Below are 21,365 nucleotides of genomic sequence, written 5' to 3'. Positions count from 1 at the left end.
ACTTAAGGGCGACATCTGATGTCGCCCTTTGTTTTACGCTAAACATTGCTTACATGCACAAAAAGCATACATTAAATGCTCAAGTTTCATTTTGTTCATAGACAAAGAAGACATACACTTAGCAGCAGTTGATATCTTGCTGCATGTGACCCAGAGTCACGCTACCGCACAATCGGAGAACCTTATGTTTAATGCTCTAGTTCTAAATCAAGAAGACAAACGTACTATCGCTAGCATCGAGCAAATCGATGAAACACAACTGCCTGAAGGCGACGTTCTGATTGACGTTGATTACTCATCGTTGAACTACAAAGACGGTCTTGCAATTACAGGTAAAGGTAAAATCATCCGTAACTTCCCGATGGTGCCGGGTATTGACCTAGCAGGTACGGTAGTAAGCTCAGAAGACGACCGCTACCAAGCAGGCGACAAAGTTGTTCTTACTGGTTGGGGTGTGGGTGAAAACCATTGGGGCGGTATGTCTCAACGTGCTCGTCTAAAAGCGGATTGGCTAGTACCACTACCAAAAGGTCTGGACAGCAAGAAAGCCATGATGGTTGGTACTGCTGGTTTCACTGGCATGCTGTGTGTTCAAGCACTGCTTGATGCAGGCATCAAACCTGAAAATGGTGAAATCCTAGTAACTGGCGCAAGTGGCGGTGTAGGCTCAGTAGCTGTGACGCTTCTAGCACAGCTTGGCTACAAAGTGGCAGCCGTGACAGGTCGTGTTGAACAAAATGGTCCGCTACTAGAAAAGCTAGGAGCTAGCCGCATCATCGACCGTGTTGAGTTTGAAGAACCAGCACGTCCGCTTGAAAAGCAAGTATGGGCAGGTGCGGTTGATACCGTAGGCAGCAAAGTGCTAGCAAAAGTATTGGCGCAAATGGATTACAACAGTGCAGTCGCAGCTTGTGGTCTTGCAGGTGGCTTCGATCTACCGACGACAGTGATGCCATTCATTCTACGTAACGTTCGTCTACAAGGTGTGGATTCTGTTTCATGCCCATTTGAAAAACGTACTGCAGCATGGGAAAAATTGGTAGAACTACTACCAGGCAGCTACTTCGAGCAAGCTTGTACTGAAGTAGAGCTAGCAGAAGCACCAAAATACGCTGAAGACATCACAAACGGTCAAGTAACTGGTCGTGTGGTTATCAAGTTATAAGCGTTAACTCTTCGATAGAATAAACAAAGCCGGGTCATTGCCCGGCTTTTTGCTATTTCAATTTTTTGGAGAAATCAGTCCAACCCCATATCTTCAATTCGTTTAGCAATAAGACGACTACATTCTTCACGAACTACTGCACGCAACCATTCTTGAGCGGGAGAGTGTTCGCAACGTGCGTGCCAAATCATCGAATATTCAAACGGCGTGAATTGGAATGGTAATGGCTTCACTACTAAGTCATAGCGATCAGCAACCAAGTACGCTAAATCGGCAGGCACGGTAATAATAATTGGCAGAGTATCAACGATCGCCAGCGCCGCTTCCAAGTGATAAGCGCGTAATACCATCTGACGTTGCGGCTTCTCCACGAGCGCTTGTTCAATCAGCGCTTTAACCCCATCACTAATGGCAATCATGGCATGCGGATGACTGAGATAATCATCCAGACTCATCTCTTTCTCAGCTAGCGGGTGCTGCTTAGATAGCATACACAACACACCAACTCGCCCTAACACTTCACTGCGTAATGGCTCCACTGGACCTGTTGGACGACAAATCGCTAAGTCCGCGCCTTCATATGTTAATTGATCAGATAAGCGGTCGTGTTGCAGCGGCAAGAAGTTAAACGACACATTCGGTGCTTCTTGATAGATACGCGGCAACGCGAAGGGCAGAATGGTTTGCATCGCGTAATCAGTTGTCGCGATATTAAACGTCTGATCGCAACTGCGTGGATCAAACTCACGTGGAGAAAGCAATTGGCGTAGTGACTCCAAAGGCTCACCCAAAGAACGATCAATTTCTAACGCTTTTTGAGTTGGGATCAAGTGCTGACCTTGACGAGTAAACAGTGGGTCACCAAGCAGATCACGTAAACGCCCTAGCACACGACTCATTGCCGATTGGCTTAAATTGAGGCGAGTTGCTGCTTTACTGACACTGCTCTCTTCAATCAGCACACGTAATGCGACCAATAAATTCAGGTCTCGACGATAGATGTCTTCTAATTCCACGATTTGCCACTTAACATGTAGGGGATTTAGGTAAATTGTACTCTTCAGGCAAAAAAAATCCCGCCTTTCAGCGGGGAAGCCCAAGAAAAATGGGGATAGTGTCGGAATGAAGTGTCGTTAAACTTGGTGAGCGGTATATCAATAGGTTCCGATTACAGCAAGAAGCGCTAATTTTCTTGCTCTGATGCACCTGACCATTTGTGCATCTCAATCCAAATCCCAATAATCGTTGCACTCATGCCTACAAGAGGCATCAATGAGGTTTCACCTGGCGTCCTAAGTACCAATGCACAGAACGAGATAAAACATAAAACCGAATAGATGGTTAGTCTGTCTAACGCTGTTAACATCGTCTCTCCTTGCCAGTTGTTACCAAATTGTTAATTTAAGGTAAATCAAAAAATTCGGTTTGCCAAGTGGTTATTGAATATTTTTTCAACGAAAGTAAAATTCAACGCTCAGTTAGTTACGAGAATCACACTATGAGCTTTAATCCTGAACTGGCGACCAAGACATTAGAGGCGGAAGGATTACGCTGCCCAGAGCCAGTGATGATGGTCAGGAAGACAATTCGAAACATGCAAGATGGTGAAGTATTGCTAGTTAAAGCAGACGACCCATCCACAACTCGAGATATCCCGAGTTTCTGTCGATTTATGGATCACCAGCTGATTGCGGCACAAACGGAACAGCTTCCATACCAGTACCTGATCAAGAAAGGTTTGGAATAATCTCAGCAAGATCAAAAACGGCAGCCCAATTGGCTGCCGTTTGTTTATTCATCGTATTCTAGTGTGCGAACTTCAGATTGTAGCTTGTTCAATTGCTTCCGCATTGCACGCATTTCCTCATGCATCGGAATGATATGAGCCACCCGAATCCACGCTTCTACCGTCAGACCAGTAAGAATAAAGGACCCTGCTACAATTGGTAGCCACATATCAGTCAGCACCATTGCTAGCAAGCAAAGTGCCAAACCAAAGGTGAATAAATAACTCTGACTCTTTGGGGTCATCCCCATGTAACGTGTAAGCATACCTTTGCCCTCTCGCTATCATTCACACCATTAAATTACCATGACAAGTATGACACTAATATGTCATCCGTCACGGTCTTGAACGATTTTGAGTCAGAGTTTGAAGTAGTGTATTACTTCTCTAGTTATTGATAATTCACACCATTTTACGTGCAACAAATCAGAACAGTGCCGCTCCGATAGCTAGCGCGATAAACAGGAATGCGGTCACCTTACGAATCAACCCTAAAGGCATCTTATCAGCCGACAACTTACCAATCAGGACCACAGGAACGTTAGCCAATAGCATACCGATCGTGGTACCAAGAATCACCCAACTCAATGCATCTGCGTATTGCGCACCCAAGATAGAAGTTGCAATCTGAGTCTTGTCGCCAATCTCCGCAACGAAGAAAGCAATAAAACTCGCAATGAATGGACCACGGTTGGAGATCTGTTCGTCATCATCCAGTTTATCTGGGATCAGCACCCAAGCCGCCATGGCGACAAAACTAACCACCAGCACCCATTTTAAAACCTCAGGCGAAAGGTAATCTGCCACAACCACACCTAACCATGCAGCCAAAGCGTGGTTGGCAATGGTTGCCAAAAAGATTGCGGCAATAATAGGGATTGGCTTGCGGTAACGACTGGCAAGTAATAGAGATAGCAATTGGGTCTTATCGCCAATTTCTGCTAACGCTACAGTAGTAATTGAAATAGCTAAAACGCTCACGACATGCTCATTGGGGCGGGATAATTATTTTTAACCTAAGACAAATCTCACGCCCCACCCCGGTTCATGATGATTTGTCTAAGGTCTTGCTAAACTCATCGGGTTGATGAGTCTCGAACGCCATGGTGATTTTGCACCAATTATGTTGACGAACGAACCAGATGAAATAGGCATTTCATCGAGTAAGCTACTCCCCAAAGACAGGCGCAATTCTAGCCACCTTTGCTCATCACCTCAAGAGTGAAAGCCAGTGAAAACTCCCTTTTAGGAAAAATTCAGCAGATAAAGCGGTAAAAATCCATTAAAGGAGAAAATTGCCCACGAATTAATCAAGATTAGCTCTACTCCCATGCTCAATATCTGGGTATACTTGATTGTTATTTTATTCAACCGTAATTACTTTGAATCGCTATTGTTGAGGCTATAAAACCCAGCAAAAGAGACGAATTCACAAGTAATAAGAGAATCGCGCGAACCTGACTTATGCAAAAATACGATATCAAAACCTTCCAGGGAATGATCCTCGCGCTGCAGGATTATTGGGCTCAAAATGGTTGTACCATTGTTCAACCGCTAGATATGGAAGTGGGTGCGGGTACCTCTCATCCAATGACATGTCTACGAGCACTTGGCCCAGAGCCAATGTCTACAGCTTACGTACAACCTTCACGTCGTCCTACCGATGGTCGTTACGGTGAAAACCCTAACCGTCTACAGCACTACTACCAATTCCAAGTAGCGCTAAAACCATCACCAGACAATATCCAAGAGTTGTACCTAGGTTCTCTAGAAGTTCTTGGTATTGACCCACTTGTTCACGATATCCGTTTCGTAGAAGACAACTGGGAAAACCCAACACTAGGCGCATGGGGTCTAGGCTGGGAAGTTTGGCTAAACGGCATGGAAGTGACTCAGTTTACTTACTTCCAACAAGTTGGCGGTCTTGAGTGTAAGCCAGTAACTGGTGAGATCACTTACGGTATCGAACGTCTAGCAATGTACATCCAAGAAGTCGACTCTGTTTACGACCTAGTTTGGAACATCGCACCAGACGGCAGCAAAGTGACTTACGGTGACATCTTCCACCAAAACGAAGTAGAGCAATCGACTTACAACTTCGAGCACGCAGACGTTGACTTCCTATTTGGTTTCTTCGAACAGTGTGAGAAAGAGTGTAAAGAGCTGCTTGAGCTTGAAAAGCCACTGCCACTACCTGCTTACGAGCGCATTCTAAAAGCGGGTCACGCATTCAACCTACTAGACGCGCGTAAAGCGATCTCAGTAACTGAACGCCAACGTTACATCCTACGCATCCGCAACCTGACGAAAGCAGTTGCAGAAGCATACTACGCATCTCGTGAAGCTCTTGGCTTCCCAATGTGTAAGAAAGAACAAGCGTAAGGGGTAGAGTAACATGGCAAAAGAATTTCTAATCGAGCTAGGCACAGAAGAGCTACCACCAACGCAACTTCGCACTCTAGCTGAAGCATTCGCAGCAAACTTCGAAGCAGAACTAAAAGGCGCTGAGCTTACTCATGAAGGCGTTAAATGGTTCGCGGCACCTCGTCGTCTTGCACTTAAAGTCGCAGCACTAGCAGACAGCCAGTCTGACAAAGTTGTTGAAAAACGTGGTCCTGCGGTTTCTGCAGCGTTTGACGCGGAAGGCAACCCAACAAAAGCGGCTCAAGGCTGGGCACGCGGTTGTGGCATCACGGTTGACCAAGCAGAGCGCATGGTAACAGACAAAGGTGAATGGCTACTGTTCAAACAAGAAGTGAAAGGCCAGCCAACGTCTGAGATCGTAGTTGAACTTGCAGCGAAAGCACTAGCAAACCTACCTATCGCAAAACCAATGCGCTGGGGTAACAAAACGACTCAATTTATCCGTCCAGTTAAGACGCTAACCATGCTAATGGGTAGCGACCTAATCGAAGGCGAGATCCTTGGTGTCGCTTCAGACCGCACTATCCGTGGTCACCGCTTCATGGGTGAGCAAGAGTTCACTATCGATTCTGCTGAACAATACCCTGCGATCTTAGAAGAGCGCGGTAAAGTAATGGCAGATTACGAAGCGCGTAAAGCAATCATCCTAGCTGACGCACAAAAAGCAGCAGCAGCGGTTGGCGGTATCGCTGACCTAGAAGATGACCTAGTAGAAGAAGTAACGTCTCTGGTTGAATGGCCAGTGGTACTAACAGCGAAGTTTGAAGAAGAGTTCCTAAAAGTACCTTCTGAAGCGTTGGTTTACACCATGAAAGGTGACCAAAAATACTTCCCTGTTTACGACGAAAACAAGAAGCTACTACCTAACTTCATCTTCGTATCGAACATCGAATCAAAAGAGCCTCGTTACGTAATCGAAGGTAACGAGAAAGTGGTTCGTCCTCGTCTTGCTGACGCAGAGTTCTTCTTCAACACAGACCGTAAGCGTCCGCTTATCGACCGTCTGCCTGAACTAGAGCAAGCGATCTTCCAAAAGCAACTGGGTACGATCAAAGACAAAACAGACCGCATCACAGAACTTGCTGGCTACATTGCTGAGCAAATCGGTACTGACGTTGAGAAATCAAAGCGTGCTGGTCTACTAGCAAAATGTGACCTAATGACCTCAATGGTATTCGAATTCACGGATACTCAAGGCGTTATGGGTATGCACTACGCTCGCCACGACGGTGAAGCAGAAGAAGTTGCAGTAGCACTGAACGAGCAATACATGCCTCGTTTCGCAGGTGATGAACTGCCATCAAACGGTGTTTCAACTGCAGTTGCAATGGCAGACAAGCTAGACACTATCGTAGGTATCTTCGGTATTGGTCAAGCGCCTAAAGGCAGCGACCCATTCGCACTACGCCGCGCATCTCTAGGTGTACTACGTATCATCGTTGAATACGGCTACAACCTAGATCTTGTTGACCTAGTAGCGAAAGCGAAGTCACTATTTGGCGACCGCCTAACCAACGACAACGTTGAACAAGACGTTATCGAGTTCATGCTTGGTCGTTTCCGTGCTTGGTACCAAGACGAAGGCTTCAGCGTAGACATCATTCAAGCGGTTCTAGCGCGTCGTCCTACAAAACCAGCAGACTTCGACCAACGAGTTAAAGCGGTTTCTCACTTCCGTGAGCTAGAAGCGGCAGAGTCTCTAGCAGCAGCGAACAAACGTGTAGGTAACATCCTAGCGAAATTCGACGGCGAACTAGCAGCAGACATCGACCTAGCACTTCTACAAGAAGACGCAGAGAAAGCACTAGCAGAAAGCGTTGAAGTAATGACAGAAGCGCTAGAGCCAGCATTTGCTACAGGTAACTACCAAGAAGCCCTAAGCAAGCTAGCTGACCTACGTGAACCAGTTGATGCGTTCTTTGATAACGTAATGGTAATGGCAGACGACGAAGCACTTAAGAAAAACCGTCTGACACTACTGAACAACCTGCGTAACCTGTTCCTACAGATCGCAGACATTTCTTTGCTTCAAAAGTAATTCATTACTCTTAGAAGTGATTAAGAAATAAGTAAAAGGGAAGCAGATGCTTCCCTTTTTTGTTGCCTTCAAACCGATGACGGTGACGCTTATTATTCATTTTGTGAACAAGACTAAAATTTGTAGGGTGAGACGCGTTTAACTTGTTGGTGTAGAGCTCGGATTGTAGAGGCACAGTTTTGCTATAACTGGACTGTTTATTCGGGGGAAGGACACAATGAAAAAAACAATTCTCGCACTCTCTATCGGTCTACTGAGCGCCTGCAGCCAGATTCCAGAAAATGCCATCGTATTAAGCGTTGGTGATGACACCGCTGTTTTTGAGGAAAACTCACAAGGCTTACTTGTCGCCGAGCAAAGACTCGAAAAAGGCAGTTATAGCTTTACCATTGCTGACAGCAAGCAAACTTGTGGCAGTAGCTTTGCCCTAGCAGAAGAAGATCGCATCAAGTTCAATCGTCCATTAAAAATGGATAACTGCGCCACTGATGCACAAATGCCGCTGCGCATCTTCAAAGCCAATACCTATCAATTTACGCTCAATCCAACCACCAACGAGCTGACGGTAAAAATCAAACCAAAACAGAGTCAGGACATCACCGACTCTTGCCCTGTCGCAACTGACGCGCCAAAAACCATCAACGTTGCTCAAACCTTTAATGATGGCACTGTCGTTCGTGATGCCTTAACCGGACAAGAAGCCACAGTCACCAATGGCACCGTCACCATGCAACCGGGTCCTATGAGCCAAGGTCTATTGCTGCTAGAAGAAGTTGAACAGCAAGCCGATAAACCTTTCAGCTGGGATAACGCGACGGTGTACTTCGTCATGACCGACCGCTTCTACAATGGCAACCCAGACAACGACAACAGCTACGGTCGCAGCAAAGATGGAAAATACGAGATTGGTACCTTCCACGGTGGTGACTTAGCGGGTCTGACGAAAAAACTCGATTACATCGAATCACTTGGTGTGAATGCTATCTGGATAACCTCGCCACTGGAACAAATCCACGGCTGGGTTGGCGGCGGCGATAAAGGCGACTTTAAGCACTACGGCTACCACGGCTACTACCACCAAGATTGGACCAAGCTTGATGCCAACATGGGTACCGAAGATGAACTCAGAACCTTCGTTGATACCGCCCACAAGAAAGGCATCCGCGTGATTTGGGATGTAGTCATGAACCACACAGGTTATGCGACATTAGCAGACATGCAGGAATTCGGATTTGGTCAGCTTTACCTTGATGACCAAGAAGCCAAAGAAGTCCTTGGTGAAAAATGGACCGACTGGCAGCCAAAATCAGGACAAAGCTGGCACAGCTTCAACGACTACATCAAATACGGTGATAGCGAAGCGTGGGATAAATGGTGGGGCAAAGATTGGATCCGCACTGACATTGGTGACTACGATGCTCCGGGCTACAACGACATCACCATGTCTTTGAACTACCTACCGGATCTAAAAACCGAATCGACTCAGAAAACCGGATTACCAAACTTCTTCCGCAATAAAGACACCAATGCGCAAGATGAGCTGCAAACCCCGCGTGAGCATCTGATTACCTGGTTATCCGATTGGGTGCGCGACTATGGCATTGACGGCTTCCGTGTCGACACCGCTAAACACGTTGAAATGGAAGCGTGGGCAGAGCTGAAAGCCAGCACCACCCAAGCGCTTGCTCAATGGAAGCAAAACAACCCGGACAAAGCCTTGGATGACCTACCCTTCTGGATGACAGGTGAAGTGTGGGCACACAGCGTGGTGAAGAGCCCGTATTTCGATAACGGCTTCGATTCAATTATCAACTTCGAGTTCCAATCTGATGTAGCACCAAAAGCTCTGAAGTGTTTCGCTCAACTTGATAATGATTACCGCCGTTATGCAGAGCGCATCAATACCGATCCTGAGTTCAATGTGTTGAGCTACCTGTCTTCACACGATACACAGCTGTTTTGGTCAGCTCGCAGCCGCAGCTTTGATGACCAAGCACGTGCAGCCAATGCGTTGATGCTGGCGCCAGGTGCAGTGCAAATCTACTATGGTGACGAGATCGCCCGTGACTTTGGTGTTACCGGCTCGGACGCTCACCAAGGTACTCGCTCTGATATGCCATGGGATAAGATTAATGGCGAGCGTGAAGACTTACTGCAGCATTGGCAAAAGTTGGGCGAATTCCGTAAACGCCACCCAGCGGTTGCTCAAGGTAAGCACATCACTCGCAATCAAGAAGGTTACTACGCGTTCGAACGCCAATACCAAGACGACAAGGTGCTGATTGTTTACACCGGTGAGTAAGCCACACTATCTCCACCAGCAAGGGAAGCATAAGCTTCCCTTTTTTATTGCTCTTTTTGCCTTTTTATCTCGTACCTCTGGTCTGATGACACACTTTTTTCTTTTTCGGCTTAATTCACACTTTGCGTTAATTACGCATTGAGGTAAGGTCAAGGATTACTCGATAAGCCGATAAAACATCGGCACAAACATACACAAAGCAATCACAATGAATTAGGTATAACGACAAATGCAGTTCTCAAAGTTTGGTGAAAAATTTAATCAGTATTCAGGTATCACGCAGTTAATGGACGATTTGAATGATGGTCTGCGCACACCAGGTGCCATCATGCTCGGTGGAGGTAACCCAGCCGCCATTCCTGCCATGCTCGATTACTTTCGCCAAGCCAGTGAGGAAATGCTCGCCAGTGGAGAGCTCGTCGCCGCCCTCGCCAACTACGATGGTCCGCAGGGCAAAGACGCGTTCGTTAAAGCGCTGGCTCAGTTATTCCGTGAAACTTACGGCTGGGATATTTCCGAGAAGAACATCAGCCTAACTAACGGCAGCCAAAGTGGCTTCTTCTACCTGTTCAACTTACTAGCAGGTCAGCAGCCAGACGGTTCGCACAAGAAAGTGCTACTGCCTATCGCGCCTGAGTACATCGGTTATGGTGATGCAGGCATTGATGAAGATATCTTTGTCTCTTACCACCCAGAAATCGAGCTGTTAGATAATGGTCTGTTTAAATACCACGTCGACTTTGAGCAGCTCACCGTAGATGACTCTGTTGCAGCAATCTGCGCGTCTCGCCCAACCAATCCAACGGGTAACGTACTGACAGATGAAGAAGTACGTAAGCTAGACAAGCTAGCACGTGAGAACAACATTCCGCTGATCATTGATAACGCCTACGGTCTGCCGTTCCCAAATATCATCTTTGAAGATGTCGAGCCGTTCTGGAATGAAAACACCATCCTGTGCATGAGCCTATCTAAACTTGGCTTGCCGGGCGTGCGTTGTGGGATTGTGATTGCGAGTGAGGAAATCACGCAAGCGTTGACCAATATGAACGGCATCATCAGCCTAGCTCCAGGCAGTGTTGGTCCAGCGTTGGCAAACCACATCATTGGCAAAGGCGATCTGCTTAAACTGAGCTCTGAGGTGATTAAGCCATTCTACAAGCAGAAGTCTCAACGTGCAGTTGAACTGCTCCAAGAAGCGATTACCGATGAGCGCTTCCGTATTCACAAACCAGAAGGCGCTATCTTCTTGTGGCTATGGTTTGATGAACTGCCAATTACGACAATGGAACTGTACCAACGCTTGAAAGCGCGTGGGGTCTTGATTGTTCCGGGTGAATACTTCTTTATTGGTCAGAAAGACGAGTGGGATCATGCACACCAATGCTTGCGTATGAACTACGTTCAAGACGATGAGATGATGCAAAAAGGCATTGCGATTATCGCAGAAGAAGTGGAAAAGGCTTACCGCGAAGGTAAATAGACCGATTAAACTCAGCCGTTCTTCTCTTTGAAATTACGGCTTTGAAATAGCGGATTTGAAAGCCCCAAATTAAAAAGAGCGCCCTTTTCCATAATGGAAGGCGCTCTTTCTCATTCTATAACCGTGTAGTTAACTGAAATGTCTTTAGCTGATTAGCTGTTTTCAATCAGGTTGTTGCCACCGATAGCAATCTTACGTGGTTGCATCGCTTCTGGAATTTCACGAACTAAATCGATATGAAGTAGACCGTTTTCCATTGATGCTCCAACGACTTTTACGTAATCCGCAAGTTGGAATTTACGTTCAAAATCGCGCTCCGCAATACCTTGGTAAACGTAGTTTTTACCTTCTTCTGCTTTACGCTCGCCCTTCACAATCAACATGTTTTCGTTTTGAGTCAAATCGAGCTGATCTTCAGCAAAACCTGCGACTGCCATAGTAATACGGTAGTTGTGCTCATCTTTTTGCTCGATGTTGTATGGAGGGTAGCCGCCAGAAGTGTTTTTCGCAGAGCTTGCTTCCATCAGGTTAAACAGACGGTCGAAGCCAATTGCATTACGGTATAGTGGTGAGAAATCTACATTACGCATAATCTATCCTCTTTTAAGCAATAGTCTTAGCCCAGATGAGGGTCATCCACATGGCGCATTTATGCAAGAAAACGCCGAGCTAAGGGATCCGATGATTCATTCCTCTGACCTACTTTTTAGGTGCGGGGACATGATGTCGAATCTAGGGTCAAGTTGTGTGCTAATACTGAGTATCCTCTCTTGAGCGATCTCGTTTAGCGATTCCAGAGGCGCTGTTCTTCTCTTGTTGAGCAAGTTAGCCATCCCTCTTCATAACTAGATATAAGGTCGAAAAATGGGCTTTCAAGGGCTACGGTGAAAATATTTTAGATCCCCGACTCGGTCGTTCCTCCCTCTCGAAGATGACGTCCTAACATACTAATAATGAAAAGCGCCACTTATATCCACTCTTTCCTTAAATGTAGAGTTTCAAAGCCAAGCTTCCCCGCCTCCATAGAGTGCAGCCCATTCTTGTATCTCGTTTCTTTTATCTGGCTTCTCTCCACTCAATAAAAAAGCACCACCCGAAGGCAGTGCTTTTAAAATTCTATCAAAAGAAATTTAGATTCGTTTTTCCGCAGGGGGATATGCTTAGTTCTAGGAGAAGGCGCGCAGCATACAAGTGTATGTGAGCACCTTCGACAACGAAATCAGCATATCCAGCAAAGGAAAAATAGTCTAAACGTCTAGGTTTGCTACTTTCAGCGCGTTCTCTTCGATGAAGTTACGACGCGGCTCAACTTGGTCACCCATTAACGTTGTGAACAATTGGTCTGCACCCACCGCATCTTCAATGGTTACTTGCATCATGCGACGTGTCTCTGGGTCCATTGTGGTTTCCCAAAGCTGATCTGGGTTCATCTCACCTAGACCTTTGTAGCGCTGTAGGCTTAGACCACGACGCGACTCTTTGATTAGCCACTCAAGTGCCGATGCAAAGCTTGATACCGGCTGAGTACGCTCACCACGCTTGATGTAAGCGCCTTCTTCTAGCAGACCGTCTAGCGCTTCAGATAGATCCGCTAGTTTGCCGTACTCTTTCGAGTTCAGTAGGTCGATGCTTAGTGCGTAGTCATGAGTCACACCGTGAGTACGTACGATGATCTTAGGTAGGTTTAGACCTAGCTCTTCGTGTTGCTCAACTTCGAAGCTGTATTGGCTTGCGCCTACTTCTTTCGCGTTTAGCTGCTCAACAAGCTGCTTTGTCCACGCTTCTACTGTTGCAGCATCATGACATTGCTCTGCCGTTAGACGCGGCGTGTAGATTAGCTCATGAACTAGCGCGCTTGGGTAGCGGCGGCTCATGCGATCCGCTAGCTTGATACCAGCGTTGTATTGCTGAACTAGCTTCTCTAGCGCTTCGCCTGCCAATGCTGGTGCTTCTGCGTTTACGTGTAGCGATGCGTTATCAAGTGCCAAAGCAACTTGGTATTGGTTCATCGCATCTTCGTCTTTGATGTACTGCTCTTGTTTGCCTTTCTTCACTTTGTAAAGCGGTGGCTGAGCAATGTACACATAGCCACGCTCGATAAGCTCTGGCATTTGACGGTAGAAGAAGGTCAACAGTAGCGTACGGATGTGCGAACCATCGACGTCAGCATCGGTCATGATGATGATGTTGTGGTAACGCAGTTTATCCGGGTTGTACTCATCACGACCGATACCACAGCCTAATGCAGTGATCAGCGTTGCTACTTCTTGAGAAGAAAGCATCTTGTCGAAACGCGCTTTTTCTACGTTAAGAATCTTACCTTTTAGCGGTAGGATTGCTTGGTTCTTACGGTTACGGCCTTGTTTTGCGGAGCCGCCTGCCGAATCACCCTCCACTATGTATAGTTCAGAGAGTGCTGGATCTTTTTCCTGACAGTCTGCAAGTTTGCCTGGCAGACCTGCTAGGTCTAGTGCGCCTTTACGACGAGTCATTTCACGAGCTTTACGCGCCGCTTCACGAGCACGAGCTGCATCGATGATTTTCGAACAAACCATCTTCGCTTCTGCCGGGTTCTCAATTAGGAACTCAGACAGTTTCTCACCCATTGCTGATTCAACCGCTGACTTCACTTCAGAAGAAACCAGTTTGTCTTTAGTTTGGCTTGAGAACTTAGGATCAGGCACTTTAACCGAAACAACCGCAGTTAGACCTTCACGCGCGTCATCACCAGAAGTTGCTGTTTTCGCTTTCTTAGAGAAGCCTTCTTTGTCCATGAAAGAGTTCAGTGTACGCGTTAGCGCTGCACGGAAACCGGCAAGGTGAGTACCACCGTCGCGTTGTGGGATGTTGTTAGTGAAACAGTAGATGTTCTCTTGGAAACCGTCATTCCACTGCATCGCCACTTCTACCGAGATACCATCTTCGCGCTCAAAGTCGAAGTGGAAGATTTTCTCGATGATTGGTGTTTTGTTGGTGTTTAGGTGCTCAACAAACGCTTGGATACCACCTTCAAACATGAAGTGGTCGCTCTTGTCTGCTTCACGCTCATCAACCAGTTTGATTGAAACACCAGAGTTCAGGAAAGAAAGTTCACGTAGACGCTTCGCTAGGATGTCGTAGTGAAATTCTGTGTTCGAGAATGTTTCTGCACTTGGCCAGAAACGGATTTGTGTACCAGTTTGGTCAGTATCACCAATTACTGCTAGTGGCGCTTGAGGCTCACCATGATGGTAAGTTTGCGTATGGATATGACCGCCGCGGTGGATAGTCAGAACCACTTTCTCAGACAGTGCGTTTACTACTGAAACACCTACGCCGTGTAGACCGCCTGATACTTTGTATGAGTTATCATCGAACTTACCACCAGCGTGAAGTACCGTCATGATAACTTCTGCAGCAGATACTTTTTCTTCTGGGTGCATTTCTGTTGGAATGCCACGACCATCATCCGTAACTGAAACCGAGTTGTCCTCATGAATTGTCACAACGATGTCTTTACAGTGACCTGCCAACGCTTCATCAATTGAGTTATCCACCACCTCGAAGACCATGTGGTGAAGACCAGTGCCGTCGTCCGTGTCGCCGATGTACATACCTGGACGCTTACGTACCGCATCCAGACCCTTCAGTACCTTAATACTCGATGAATCGTAATTTTCAGACATGAGTTTCTCTCTTCTAGTTTTACTCTATCCTGCCATGTTCCACATGAAACAATTTGCCCGTATCGTCCAACATATCGGCGATTTGGCTTTCAGTGATAGAGCTTACAAATACTTGTGCGCCCGTCTCTTTCAAGCAGTCCGCTAGACGCTTGCGACGTTGGCTGTCTAATTCCGACGCAAAGTCGTCAATTAGGTAAATACATTGTTTGCCGGTCATTTCGGTAAGGTGTTGCCCCTGCGCCACACGCAAAGCACACACCATGAGTTTTAATTGACCGCGTGACAAAACGTCTTCAACTGGCGTTCCGTTCACTTTAATGCGCAAATCAGCTTTATTTGGACCACTAAAGGTGTAACCCAATGACTGATCACGCTCGAAATTCTTTTCTAGTATCTCATGATAAGGGGTGTCTTTGTCCCAACCACGATAATACTTTAATTGGATCTCAAATTCTGGCAAAAACGTCTGACAGATAGTTTCCGCTACGGTTTTCATCTGTTCGATGTATAGCGCTCGCCATTGACTGATGTTTTCAGCCAAATGTGCCATCTCTTGATCCCAATAACTGAGTTCACGATAACTTCTGGCAGTTTTAAGCAGAGCATTGCGTTGCTTGTTAAGACGCTTGAAACGCCCCCATGCATCATAAAAAGCAGGCTCGGTGTGAAACACACCCCAGTCGATGAATGCACGACGATGTTTTGGACCATCCGTTAGTAGATCAAATCCTTCTGGATGTATCAACTGTAAAGGCAAAACTTGTGCAAGTTGCGCCAGTTTTTGTCCAGATTGACCGCCTATTTTAACCTCTGTTGAGCCATCACGCTGCTTATTAATGCCGATAGGTAGCTCAAATTGATCCGAGTTCAAAAAACGACCATGAACAAACAGCTCATCGCACTCATTTTGGATAACTCGACCGGTCAACGAACTCTTGAAAGAGCGACCATGTCCGAGCAAGTAAATGGCTTCTAAAACACTGGTTTTACCGCTGCCGTTCGGTCCAATAAGAAAGTTAAAGCCTGCTGATAGGTCAATATCACAGGCTTTAATGTTTCGAAACTGCTGAATGATGAGGCGAGAAAGTGGCATTCAGATGACTTACAGACGAATTGGCATCACCACGTACATTGCACTATCGTCGTCTGCGTTTTCAATCAACGCACTGGCGTTGGCATCCGACATCGACACACGCACATTGTCACAACGCAGTGTATTAAGTACATCAAGCACGTAGCTTACGTTAAAGCCGATCTCGATAGCGTCACCTTCAAAGGTCACGTCTAGCATTTCTTCTGCTTCTTCTTGCTCTGGGTTGTTAGCAGTAATGCGCATTTCACTACCCGCAAGATTCACACGAACGCCACGGAATTTTTCGTTAGAAAGAATCGCAGCACGTGAGAAGGCTTGACGTAACTCATCACAACTTGCTTCTAGCGTTTTGTTGGTGCTTTGCGGCAATACGCGGCGATAATCAGGGAAACGACCATCAACCAGCTTAGAAGTGAAGATAAAGTTGTTCACTTCTGCACGTACATTTGAGCTGCCAATTTGTAGTACGACAGGCTGTTCTGGCGCATCCATCAGTTTAACAAGCTCTTGTACCCCCTTGCGAGGCACGATAATTTGCTTTTGCGCAAAATCTGCACCGAGCTGAGTTTGAGATACTGCCATACGGTGACCATCGGTTGCCACACTGCGTAGCGTCGTACCGTCGATTTCAAACAACATGCCGTTTAGGTAGTAACGAACGTCTTGGTTCGCCATCGAGAATTGTGTTTTTTCAATCAGCGTACGTAGATCAGACTGAGTCAGTGAAACTTCTACTTCACTCTGCCAATCTTCAATGTTTGGGAAATCGTTCGCCGGAAGTGTTGCCAGTGAGAAACGACTGCGACCAGAACGTACCTGTACACGATCGCCTTCTAATACGAAGGTAATGATGGAGTCATCAGGTAGACCACGACAGATATCAAGAAACTTACGAGAAGGAACGGTAATGCTGCCCGCTTCAAAATCCCCTTCTAGAGTCACTTTGCTCACCAATTCCACTTCCAAATCGGTCGCGGTCATGGATAACACGTTATCTTCTACTTTAAGCAGTAGGTTACCCAGAATTGGTAGGGTTGGTCGACCACCTAATGCGCCCGAAACCTGTTGTAGCGGTTTGATTAAATGACTACGTTCAATAGTAAATTTCATGCTTGGCTCTTTACGCTGTCAGCTCAATTAATGATTTGCTTGGAATACTGTCATTCTAACCGATTAAGAAGACAGGGTGCGAATCAAGTTAGAGTAATCTTCTTTAATATCGTGGCTCTCTTCACGTAGCTGCTCAATCTTGCGACAAGCATGCAGTACAGTGGTGTGGTCACGACCACCAAACGCATCACCAATTTCCGGCAAGCTATGGTTAGTCAGCTCTTTTGCCAGCGCCATCGCCAACTGACGAGGACGAGCAACTGAGCGAGAGCGACGCTTAGACAGCAGATCAGCCACTTTAATCTTGTAGTATTCCGCCACTGTCTTTTGAATATTGTCGATAGTAACGAGCTTCTCTTGCAGAGCAAGTAGGTCGCGCAGCGCTTCACGAACGAAATCAATCGTGATTGGGCGACCGGTGAAGTTCGCGTTAGCAATAACGCGGTTAAGTGCCCCTTCCAACTCACGAACGTTGGAACGCAGACGCTTAGCAATAAAGAATGCCACTTCATCTGCGAGGTGGATTTGGTGGTCTTCCGCTTTCTTCATCAAGATCGCTACACGAGTTTCAAGCTCTGGTGGCTCGATCGCGACGGTTAATCCCCAACCGAAACGTGATTTCAGACGATCTTCTACACCGCTGATCTCTTTTGGGTAGCGATCTGAAGTCAAAATGATCTGTTGGTTACCTTCTAGCAATGCGTTGAAGGTATGGAAGAATTCTTCTTGTGAACGCTCTTTATTGGCAAAGAATTGGATATCATCGATAAGCAACGCATCAACACTTCGGTAGTAGCGTTTGAACTCTTCAATCGCATTGTTTTGCAGTGCTTTCACCATATCTTGCACAAAACGCTCAGAGTGCATGTACACCACTTTCGCATTTGGGTTGTTATCCACAATGGCATTACCCACTGCATGCAACAAGTGCGTTTTACCCAAGCCAGTACCACCGTATAGGAAAAGCGGGTTATATGCAGCACCTGGGTTATCCGAAACCTGACGAGCAGCAGCAAGACCCAATTGGTTCGACTTACCTTCAACGAAGTTATTGAACTTATGTTTTGGGTTCACATTAGAGCGGTGGTTGATGTCTGCGATCACTTGCGCGTCATCATCCCACGTTTTATGCACAGGCTTACGGGCTTGCAGCTGAGCGGGCGCTGAAGACTCTGCCGCAACATCCGCCGGCGTTCGTGTCGGTGCCGGTTTTGGTGCTGCAACTCGGCGACTGCCAACTTCAAAGCGCAAACTAGGTACATCATTACCGCAGTATTCTTGCAGTAAGCGATTAATGCTATTCAGGTACTTGTCACGAACCCAATCCAACACAAAGCGGTTAGGTGCGAACAAAGTGAGAGTATTGTCATTGAGCTCCGCTTGTAACGGACGAACCCACATACTGAATTCTGTAGCTGGTAGCTCTTCTTGAAGCTGCTGCAAACATTGCAACCAAAGCGAAGATGACACGGTGCCCCCACTGAGTATTTGAATTATCGGAAAAGACTGGCAATTTTACCTGTTGATAACCAAGATCGCCAGCAATTGATCGATGATCCAGTGAATAAGATCTAAGTTATTCACAATATTTTCGCCCAACTTAGTGAGATCAACACATCTTGCCCCAAATTTGCCCACACATTGATCCACATTTAGGCAAAATCAGTCAGATCGAGTCATTGGTGATAACTCTGTGTATGAATTTTCATTCATCGGCTTATTTCGATCGTCACTCATGCTTCTTTCGATCGTTTTTTCATCATTTATCCCTATATCTTGGCTACTATCTATACCAAATAAGATCTTATTACTCTGAGGTCTAGGTTATTGCACTTGGTTATTTCTTTAATTGAGCTAACTGACAGTAGTATTTCCAACCATAAAATTATGGAGATGTATTATGAAAAACTGGATGAAGGTTGCCGTTGCAGCCATCGCTTTATCTGCCGCCACCGTTCAAGCAGCAACTGAAGTCAAAGTTGGTATGTCTGGTCGCTACTTCCCATTCACTTTCGTGAAGCAAGATAAGCTACAAGGTTTTGAAGTGGATATGTGGGATGAGATCGGTAAGCGTAATGATTACAAGATCGAATACGTAACAGCGAACTTTTCTGGTTTGTTTGGCCTACTCGAAACAGGTCGTATTGATACCATCTCGAACCAAATCACGATGACAGATGCGCGTAAAGCAAAATACCTATTTGCTGACCCATACGTAGTAGACGGTGCGCAAATTACCGTACGTAAAGGCAACGATAGCATCCAAGGTGTCGAAGATCTCGCAGGCAAAACCGTTGCTGTTAACCTAGGCTCTAACTTTGAACAGTTGCTACGTGATTATGACAAAGATGGCAAGATCAACATTAAGACTTACGATACAGGTATTGAACACGATGTGGCACTAGGTCGTGCGGATGCTTTCATCATGGATCGTTTGTCTGCCCTAGAGCTGATTAAGAAAACGGGTCTACCGCTTCAACTGGCAGGTGAACCATTTGAAACGATTCAAAACGCTTGGCCATTCGTGGATAACGAAAAGGGTCGTAAGCTACAAGCGGAAGTGAATAAAGCACTTGCAGAAATGCGCGCAGACGGAACAGTAGAGAAGATTTCAGTGAAATGGTTTGGTGCCGACATCACGAAGTAAAACTTCTCTTCTTTTAGGACGCAGGGCTTTATCTCGCGTCCTTTTTTAACTCAATGACAAGGTGGAACTTCGTATTCCACCTTTTCTTTTCTCAAGGTAAGTCGTATGGGATTTGATTTTAATTACATGCTGGAGCTGCTACCGATACTGCTCAAGTATCTTGGCACGACCATGGAAATGGCCACATGGGGATTGGTCTTTTCTTTAATTCTATCCGTCATTTTAGCGAACATTCGCGTATTTAAGCTGCCAGTTCTCGACCAATTGAGCCAACTTTATATCAGCTTCTTCCGTGGTACTCCGCTTTTAGTACAACTGTTTCTGCTCTACTACGGCTTACCGCAAATCTTCCCATTTATGGTGGGAATCGATGCCTTTTCTGCTGCGGTAATTGGTTTAACGCTGCACTTTGCCGCTTATATGGCAGAGAGCATTCGTGCAGCCATCATTGGCATTGATCGCAGCCAAATGGAAGCAAGCTTGTCGGTCGGTATGACAACCACACAAGCGATGCGCCGTGTGATTTTACCGCAGGCAACACGTGTCGCACTGCCTTCATTGATGAACTACTTCATCGATATGATTAAGTCGACATCCCTCGCCTTCACACTTGGTGTTGCAGAAATCATGGCCAAAGCGCAGATGGAAGCTTCGTCTAGCTTCCGTTTCTTTGAAGCGTTCCTTGCTGTCGCTCTGATTTACTGGGGCGTGGTGGTTATCCTGACTCGAGTACAGATTTGGGCAGAAGCGAAATTGAATAAGGCGTACGTACGATGATCAAACTAGAAAACATTCACAAACGTTTTGGCGATACTGAAGTTCTAAAAGGCATTGATCTCGACATCAAACAAGGTGAGATCATCGTTATTATCGGCTCAAGCGGTACTGGCAAGTCGACACTTCTACGTACCGTAAACTTCTTAGAGCAAGCAGACGAAGGCCGCATTACCATCGATGACATTTCGGTCGACACACAAAAACACACCAAAGCAGAAGTGCTTGCTCTACGTCGCCGTACTGGGTTTGTCTTTCAAAACTATGCCCTATTTGCTCATATGAATGCGCGTCAGAACATCGCAGAGGGCTTGATTACTGTTCGAGGATGGAAGAAAGATGACGCGTTAAAACGTGCTCAACAGATTCTGGATGACATTGGTCTTGGGGACAAAGGTGAAAGTTATCCAGCGGCGCTCTCGGGTGGACAACAACAACGTGTGGGTATCGGTAGAGCGATGGCACTGCAACCCGAATTGCTGCTTTTTGATGAACCAACATCAGCTCTGGATCCTGAGTGGGTCGGAGAAGTTCTCTCATTAATGAAGAAGTTAGCGAATCAACACCAAACCATGCTGGTGGTAACGCACGAGATGCAATTTGCCAAAGAAGTCGCTGACAGAGTGATCTTTATGGCTGAAGGCAACATTGTTGAACAAGGTTCTCCACAAGATATCTTCGATAATCCACAAGATCCTCGTTTGAAAAAATTCCTTAACCAAGTGGGAATAGAGTAAAGATCAAGCATCAAGATCAATCGATCCTTGAGATTTGACTCACACTACGTATAATCGCCCGGTCGGAATTTCGTACTCATGAGTCATTGACACATTATGTGAGTGTGATTACAATTCCGCCTCTTTGTTGAGAGGCGTCGG

Annotated in this window: 18 protein-coding genes; 9 read left to right on the top strand and 9 right to left on the bottom strand. The window is 46.2% G+C overall.

Going from position 1 to position 21,365, the window contains the following annotated elements:
* The first annotated feature begins 184 nt into the window (after positions 1–184).
* Positions 185–1,165 (top strand): MDR family oxidoreductase, encoded by a 981-nt coding sequence (locus ABMY42_RS24000; protein ID WP_349266867.1) that lies wholly within the window; start codon positions 185–187, stop codon positions 1,163–1,165.
* A 74-nt stretch (positions 1,166–1,239) separates the two neighbouring features.
* Here the strand turns inward: ABMY42_RS24000 and ABMY42_RS23995 are convergent, their stop codons facing one another.
* Positions 1,240–2,181, bottom strand: coding sequence for a LysR family transcriptional regulator (locus ABMY42_RS23995; protein ID WP_009699107.1), 942 nt, complete (start codon positions 2,179–2,181; stop codon positions 1,240–1,242).
* 167 nt (positions 2,182–2,348) lie between these two features.
* Complete coding sequence (locus ABMY42_RS23990) at positions 2,349–2,531, bottom strand: hypothetical protein (protein WP_005426049.1); 183 nt, start codon at positions 2,529–2,531, stop codon at positions 2,349–2,351.
* A 132-nt stretch (positions 2,532–2,663) separates the two neighbouring features.
* Here ABMY42_RS23990 and tusA point away from each other — a divergent pair, with 132 nt between their 5' ends.
* Positions 2,664–2,912, top strand: a complete 249-nt coding sequence (gene tusA / locus ABMY42_RS23985; RefSeq protein WP_005426051.1) for a sulfurtransferase TusA — start codon at positions 2,664–2,666, stop codon at positions 2,910–2,912.
* A gap of 44 nt (positions 2,913–2,956) precedes the next feature.
* Here tusA and ABMY42_RS23980 read toward each other — a convergent pair whose 3' ends face one another.
* Together ABMY42_RS23980 and ABMY42_RS23975 are read right to left on the bottom strand one after the other, a co-directional pair.
* Positions 2,957–3,217, bottom strand: coding sequence for a hypothetical protein (locus tag ABMY42_RS23980; RefSeq protein WP_009708061.1), 261 nt, complete (start codon positions 3,215–3,217; stop codon positions 2,957–2,959).
* Between the two features lie 160 nt (positions 3,218–3,377).
* Positions 3,378–3,932, bottom strand: a complete 555-nt coding sequence (locus ABMY42_RS23975; RefSeq protein WP_010444803.1) for a TMEM165/GDT1 family protein — start codon at positions 3,930–3,932, stop codon at positions 3,378–3,380.
* A gap of 483 nt (positions 3,933–4,415) precedes the next feature.
* Here ABMY42_RS23975 and glyQ point away from each other — a divergent pair, with 483 nt between their 5' ends.
* The 4 genes from glyQ to ABMY42_RS23955 all read left to right on the top strand — a co-directional run bounded on the left by glyQ (position 4,416) and on the right by ABMY42_RS23955 (position 11,198).
* A complete protein-coding gene (gene glyQ, locus ABMY42_RS23970) occupies positions 4,416–5,333 on the top strand; it encodes a glycine--tRNA ligase subunit alpha (RefSeq protein WP_005451074.1) in 918 nt (305 codons plus the stop codon).
* A 13-nt stretch (positions 5,334–5,346) separates the two neighbouring features.
* Entirely contained in the window at positions 5,347–7,413 is a 2,067-nt protein-coding gene (gene glyS, locus ABMY42_RS23965) for a glycine--tRNA ligase subunit beta (protein ID WP_349266866.1), read from the top strand.
* A gap of 217 nt (positions 7,414–7,630) precedes the next feature.
* Positions 7,631–9,715: an alpha-amylase gene (locus tag ABMY42_RS23960; protein WP_349266865.1), complete on the top strand. Its 2,085-nt coding sequence runs from the start codon at positions 7,631–7,633 to the stop codon at positions 9,713–9,715.
* Between the two features lie 229 nt (positions 9,716–9,944).
* The gene (locus tag ABMY42_RS23955; RefSeq protein WP_050913655.1) at positions 9,945–11,198 is read left to right on the top strand and encodes a valine--pyruvate transaminase; all 1,254 of its coding nucleotides are present in this window, start codon (positions 9,945–9,947) and stop codon (positions 11,196–11,198) included.
* A 152-nt stretch (positions 11,199–11,350) separates the two neighbouring features.
* Here ABMY42_RS23955 and ABMY42_RS23950 read toward each other — a convergent pair whose 3' ends face one another.
* The 5 genes from ABMY42_RS23950 to dnaA all read right to left on the bottom strand — a co-directional run bounded on the left by ABMY42_RS23950 (position 11,351) and on the right by dnaA (position 18,536).
* Complete coding sequence (locus ABMY42_RS23950; protein WP_005426066.1) at positions 11,351–11,788, bottom strand: Hsp20 family protein; 438 nt, start codon at positions 11,786–11,788, stop codon at positions 11,351–11,353.
* 657 nt (positions 11,789–12,445) lie between these two features.
* A complete protein-coding gene (gyrB, locus tag ABMY42_RS23945; RefSeq protein ID WP_050933197.1) occupies positions 12,446–14,863 on the bottom strand; it encodes a DNA topoisomerase (ATP-hydrolyzing) subunit B in 2,418 nt (805 codons plus the stop codon).
* A 19-nt stretch (positions 14,864–14,882) separates the two neighbouring features.
* Positions 14,883–15,956 (bottom strand): DNA replication/repair protein RecF, encoded by a 1,074-nt coding sequence (gene recF, locus ABMY42_RS23940; protein WP_005426070.1) that lies wholly within the window; start codon positions 15,954–15,956, stop codon positions 14,883–14,885.
* Positions 15,957–15,965: 9 nt separating this feature from the next.
* Complete coding sequence (gene dnaN, locus ABMY42_RS23935; RefSeq protein ID WP_005451063.1) at positions 15,966–17,066, bottom strand: DNA polymerase III subunit beta; 1,101 nt, start codon at positions 17,064–17,066, stop codon at positions 15,966–15,968.
* Positions 17,067–17,129: 63 nt separating this feature from the next.
* Positions 17,130–18,536: a chromosomal replication initiator protein DnaA gene (gene dnaA, locus ABMY42_RS23930; RefSeq protein WP_005451061.1), complete on the bottom strand. Its 1,407-nt coding sequence runs from the start codon at positions 18,534–18,536 to the stop codon at positions 17,130–17,132.
* A 430-nt stretch (positions 18,537–18,966) separates the two neighbouring features.
* Between dnaA and ABMY42_RS23925 the strand changes: the two genes are divergently transcribed.
* The 3 genes from ABMY42_RS23925 to ABMY42_RS23915 all read left to right on the top strand — a co-directional run bounded on the left by ABMY42_RS23925 (position 18,967) and on the right by ABMY42_RS23915 (position 21,224).
* Positions 18,967–19,713: an amino acid ABC transporter substrate-binding protein gene (locus ABMY42_RS23925; RefSeq protein ID WP_050907875.1), complete on the top strand. Its 747-nt coding sequence runs from the start codon at positions 18,967–18,969 to the stop codon at positions 19,711–19,713.
* A 105-nt stretch (positions 19,714–19,818) separates the two neighbouring features.
* The gene (locus ABMY42_RS23920; protein WP_005451049.1) at positions 19,819–20,490 is read left to right on the top strand and encodes an amino acid ABC transporter permease; all 672 of its coding nucleotides are present in this window, start codon (positions 19,819–19,821) and stop codon (positions 20,488–20,490) included.
* Positions 20,487–21,224, top strand: coding sequence for an amino acid ABC transporter ATP-binding protein (locus ABMY42_RS23915; protein ID WP_005451048.1), 738 nt, complete (start codon positions 20,487–20,489; stop codon positions 21,222–21,224). Before ABMY42_RS23920 ends, ABMY42_RS23915 begins: the two co-directional genes overlap by 4 nt.
* The last annotated feature ends 141 nt before the right edge of the window (positions 21,225–21,365 follow it).

Origin of the sequence: Vibrio sp. SSH13-20 (genome assembly GCF_040104475.1) — a bacterium.
Taxonomy (GTDB): Bacteria; Pseudomonadota; Gammaproteobacteria; order Enterobacterales; family Vibrionaceae; genus Vibrio; species Vibrio harveyi.
The sequence above is the reverse complement of the archived record's forward strand: the minus strand, read 5'-3'. Positions and strand labels throughout refer to the sequence as shown.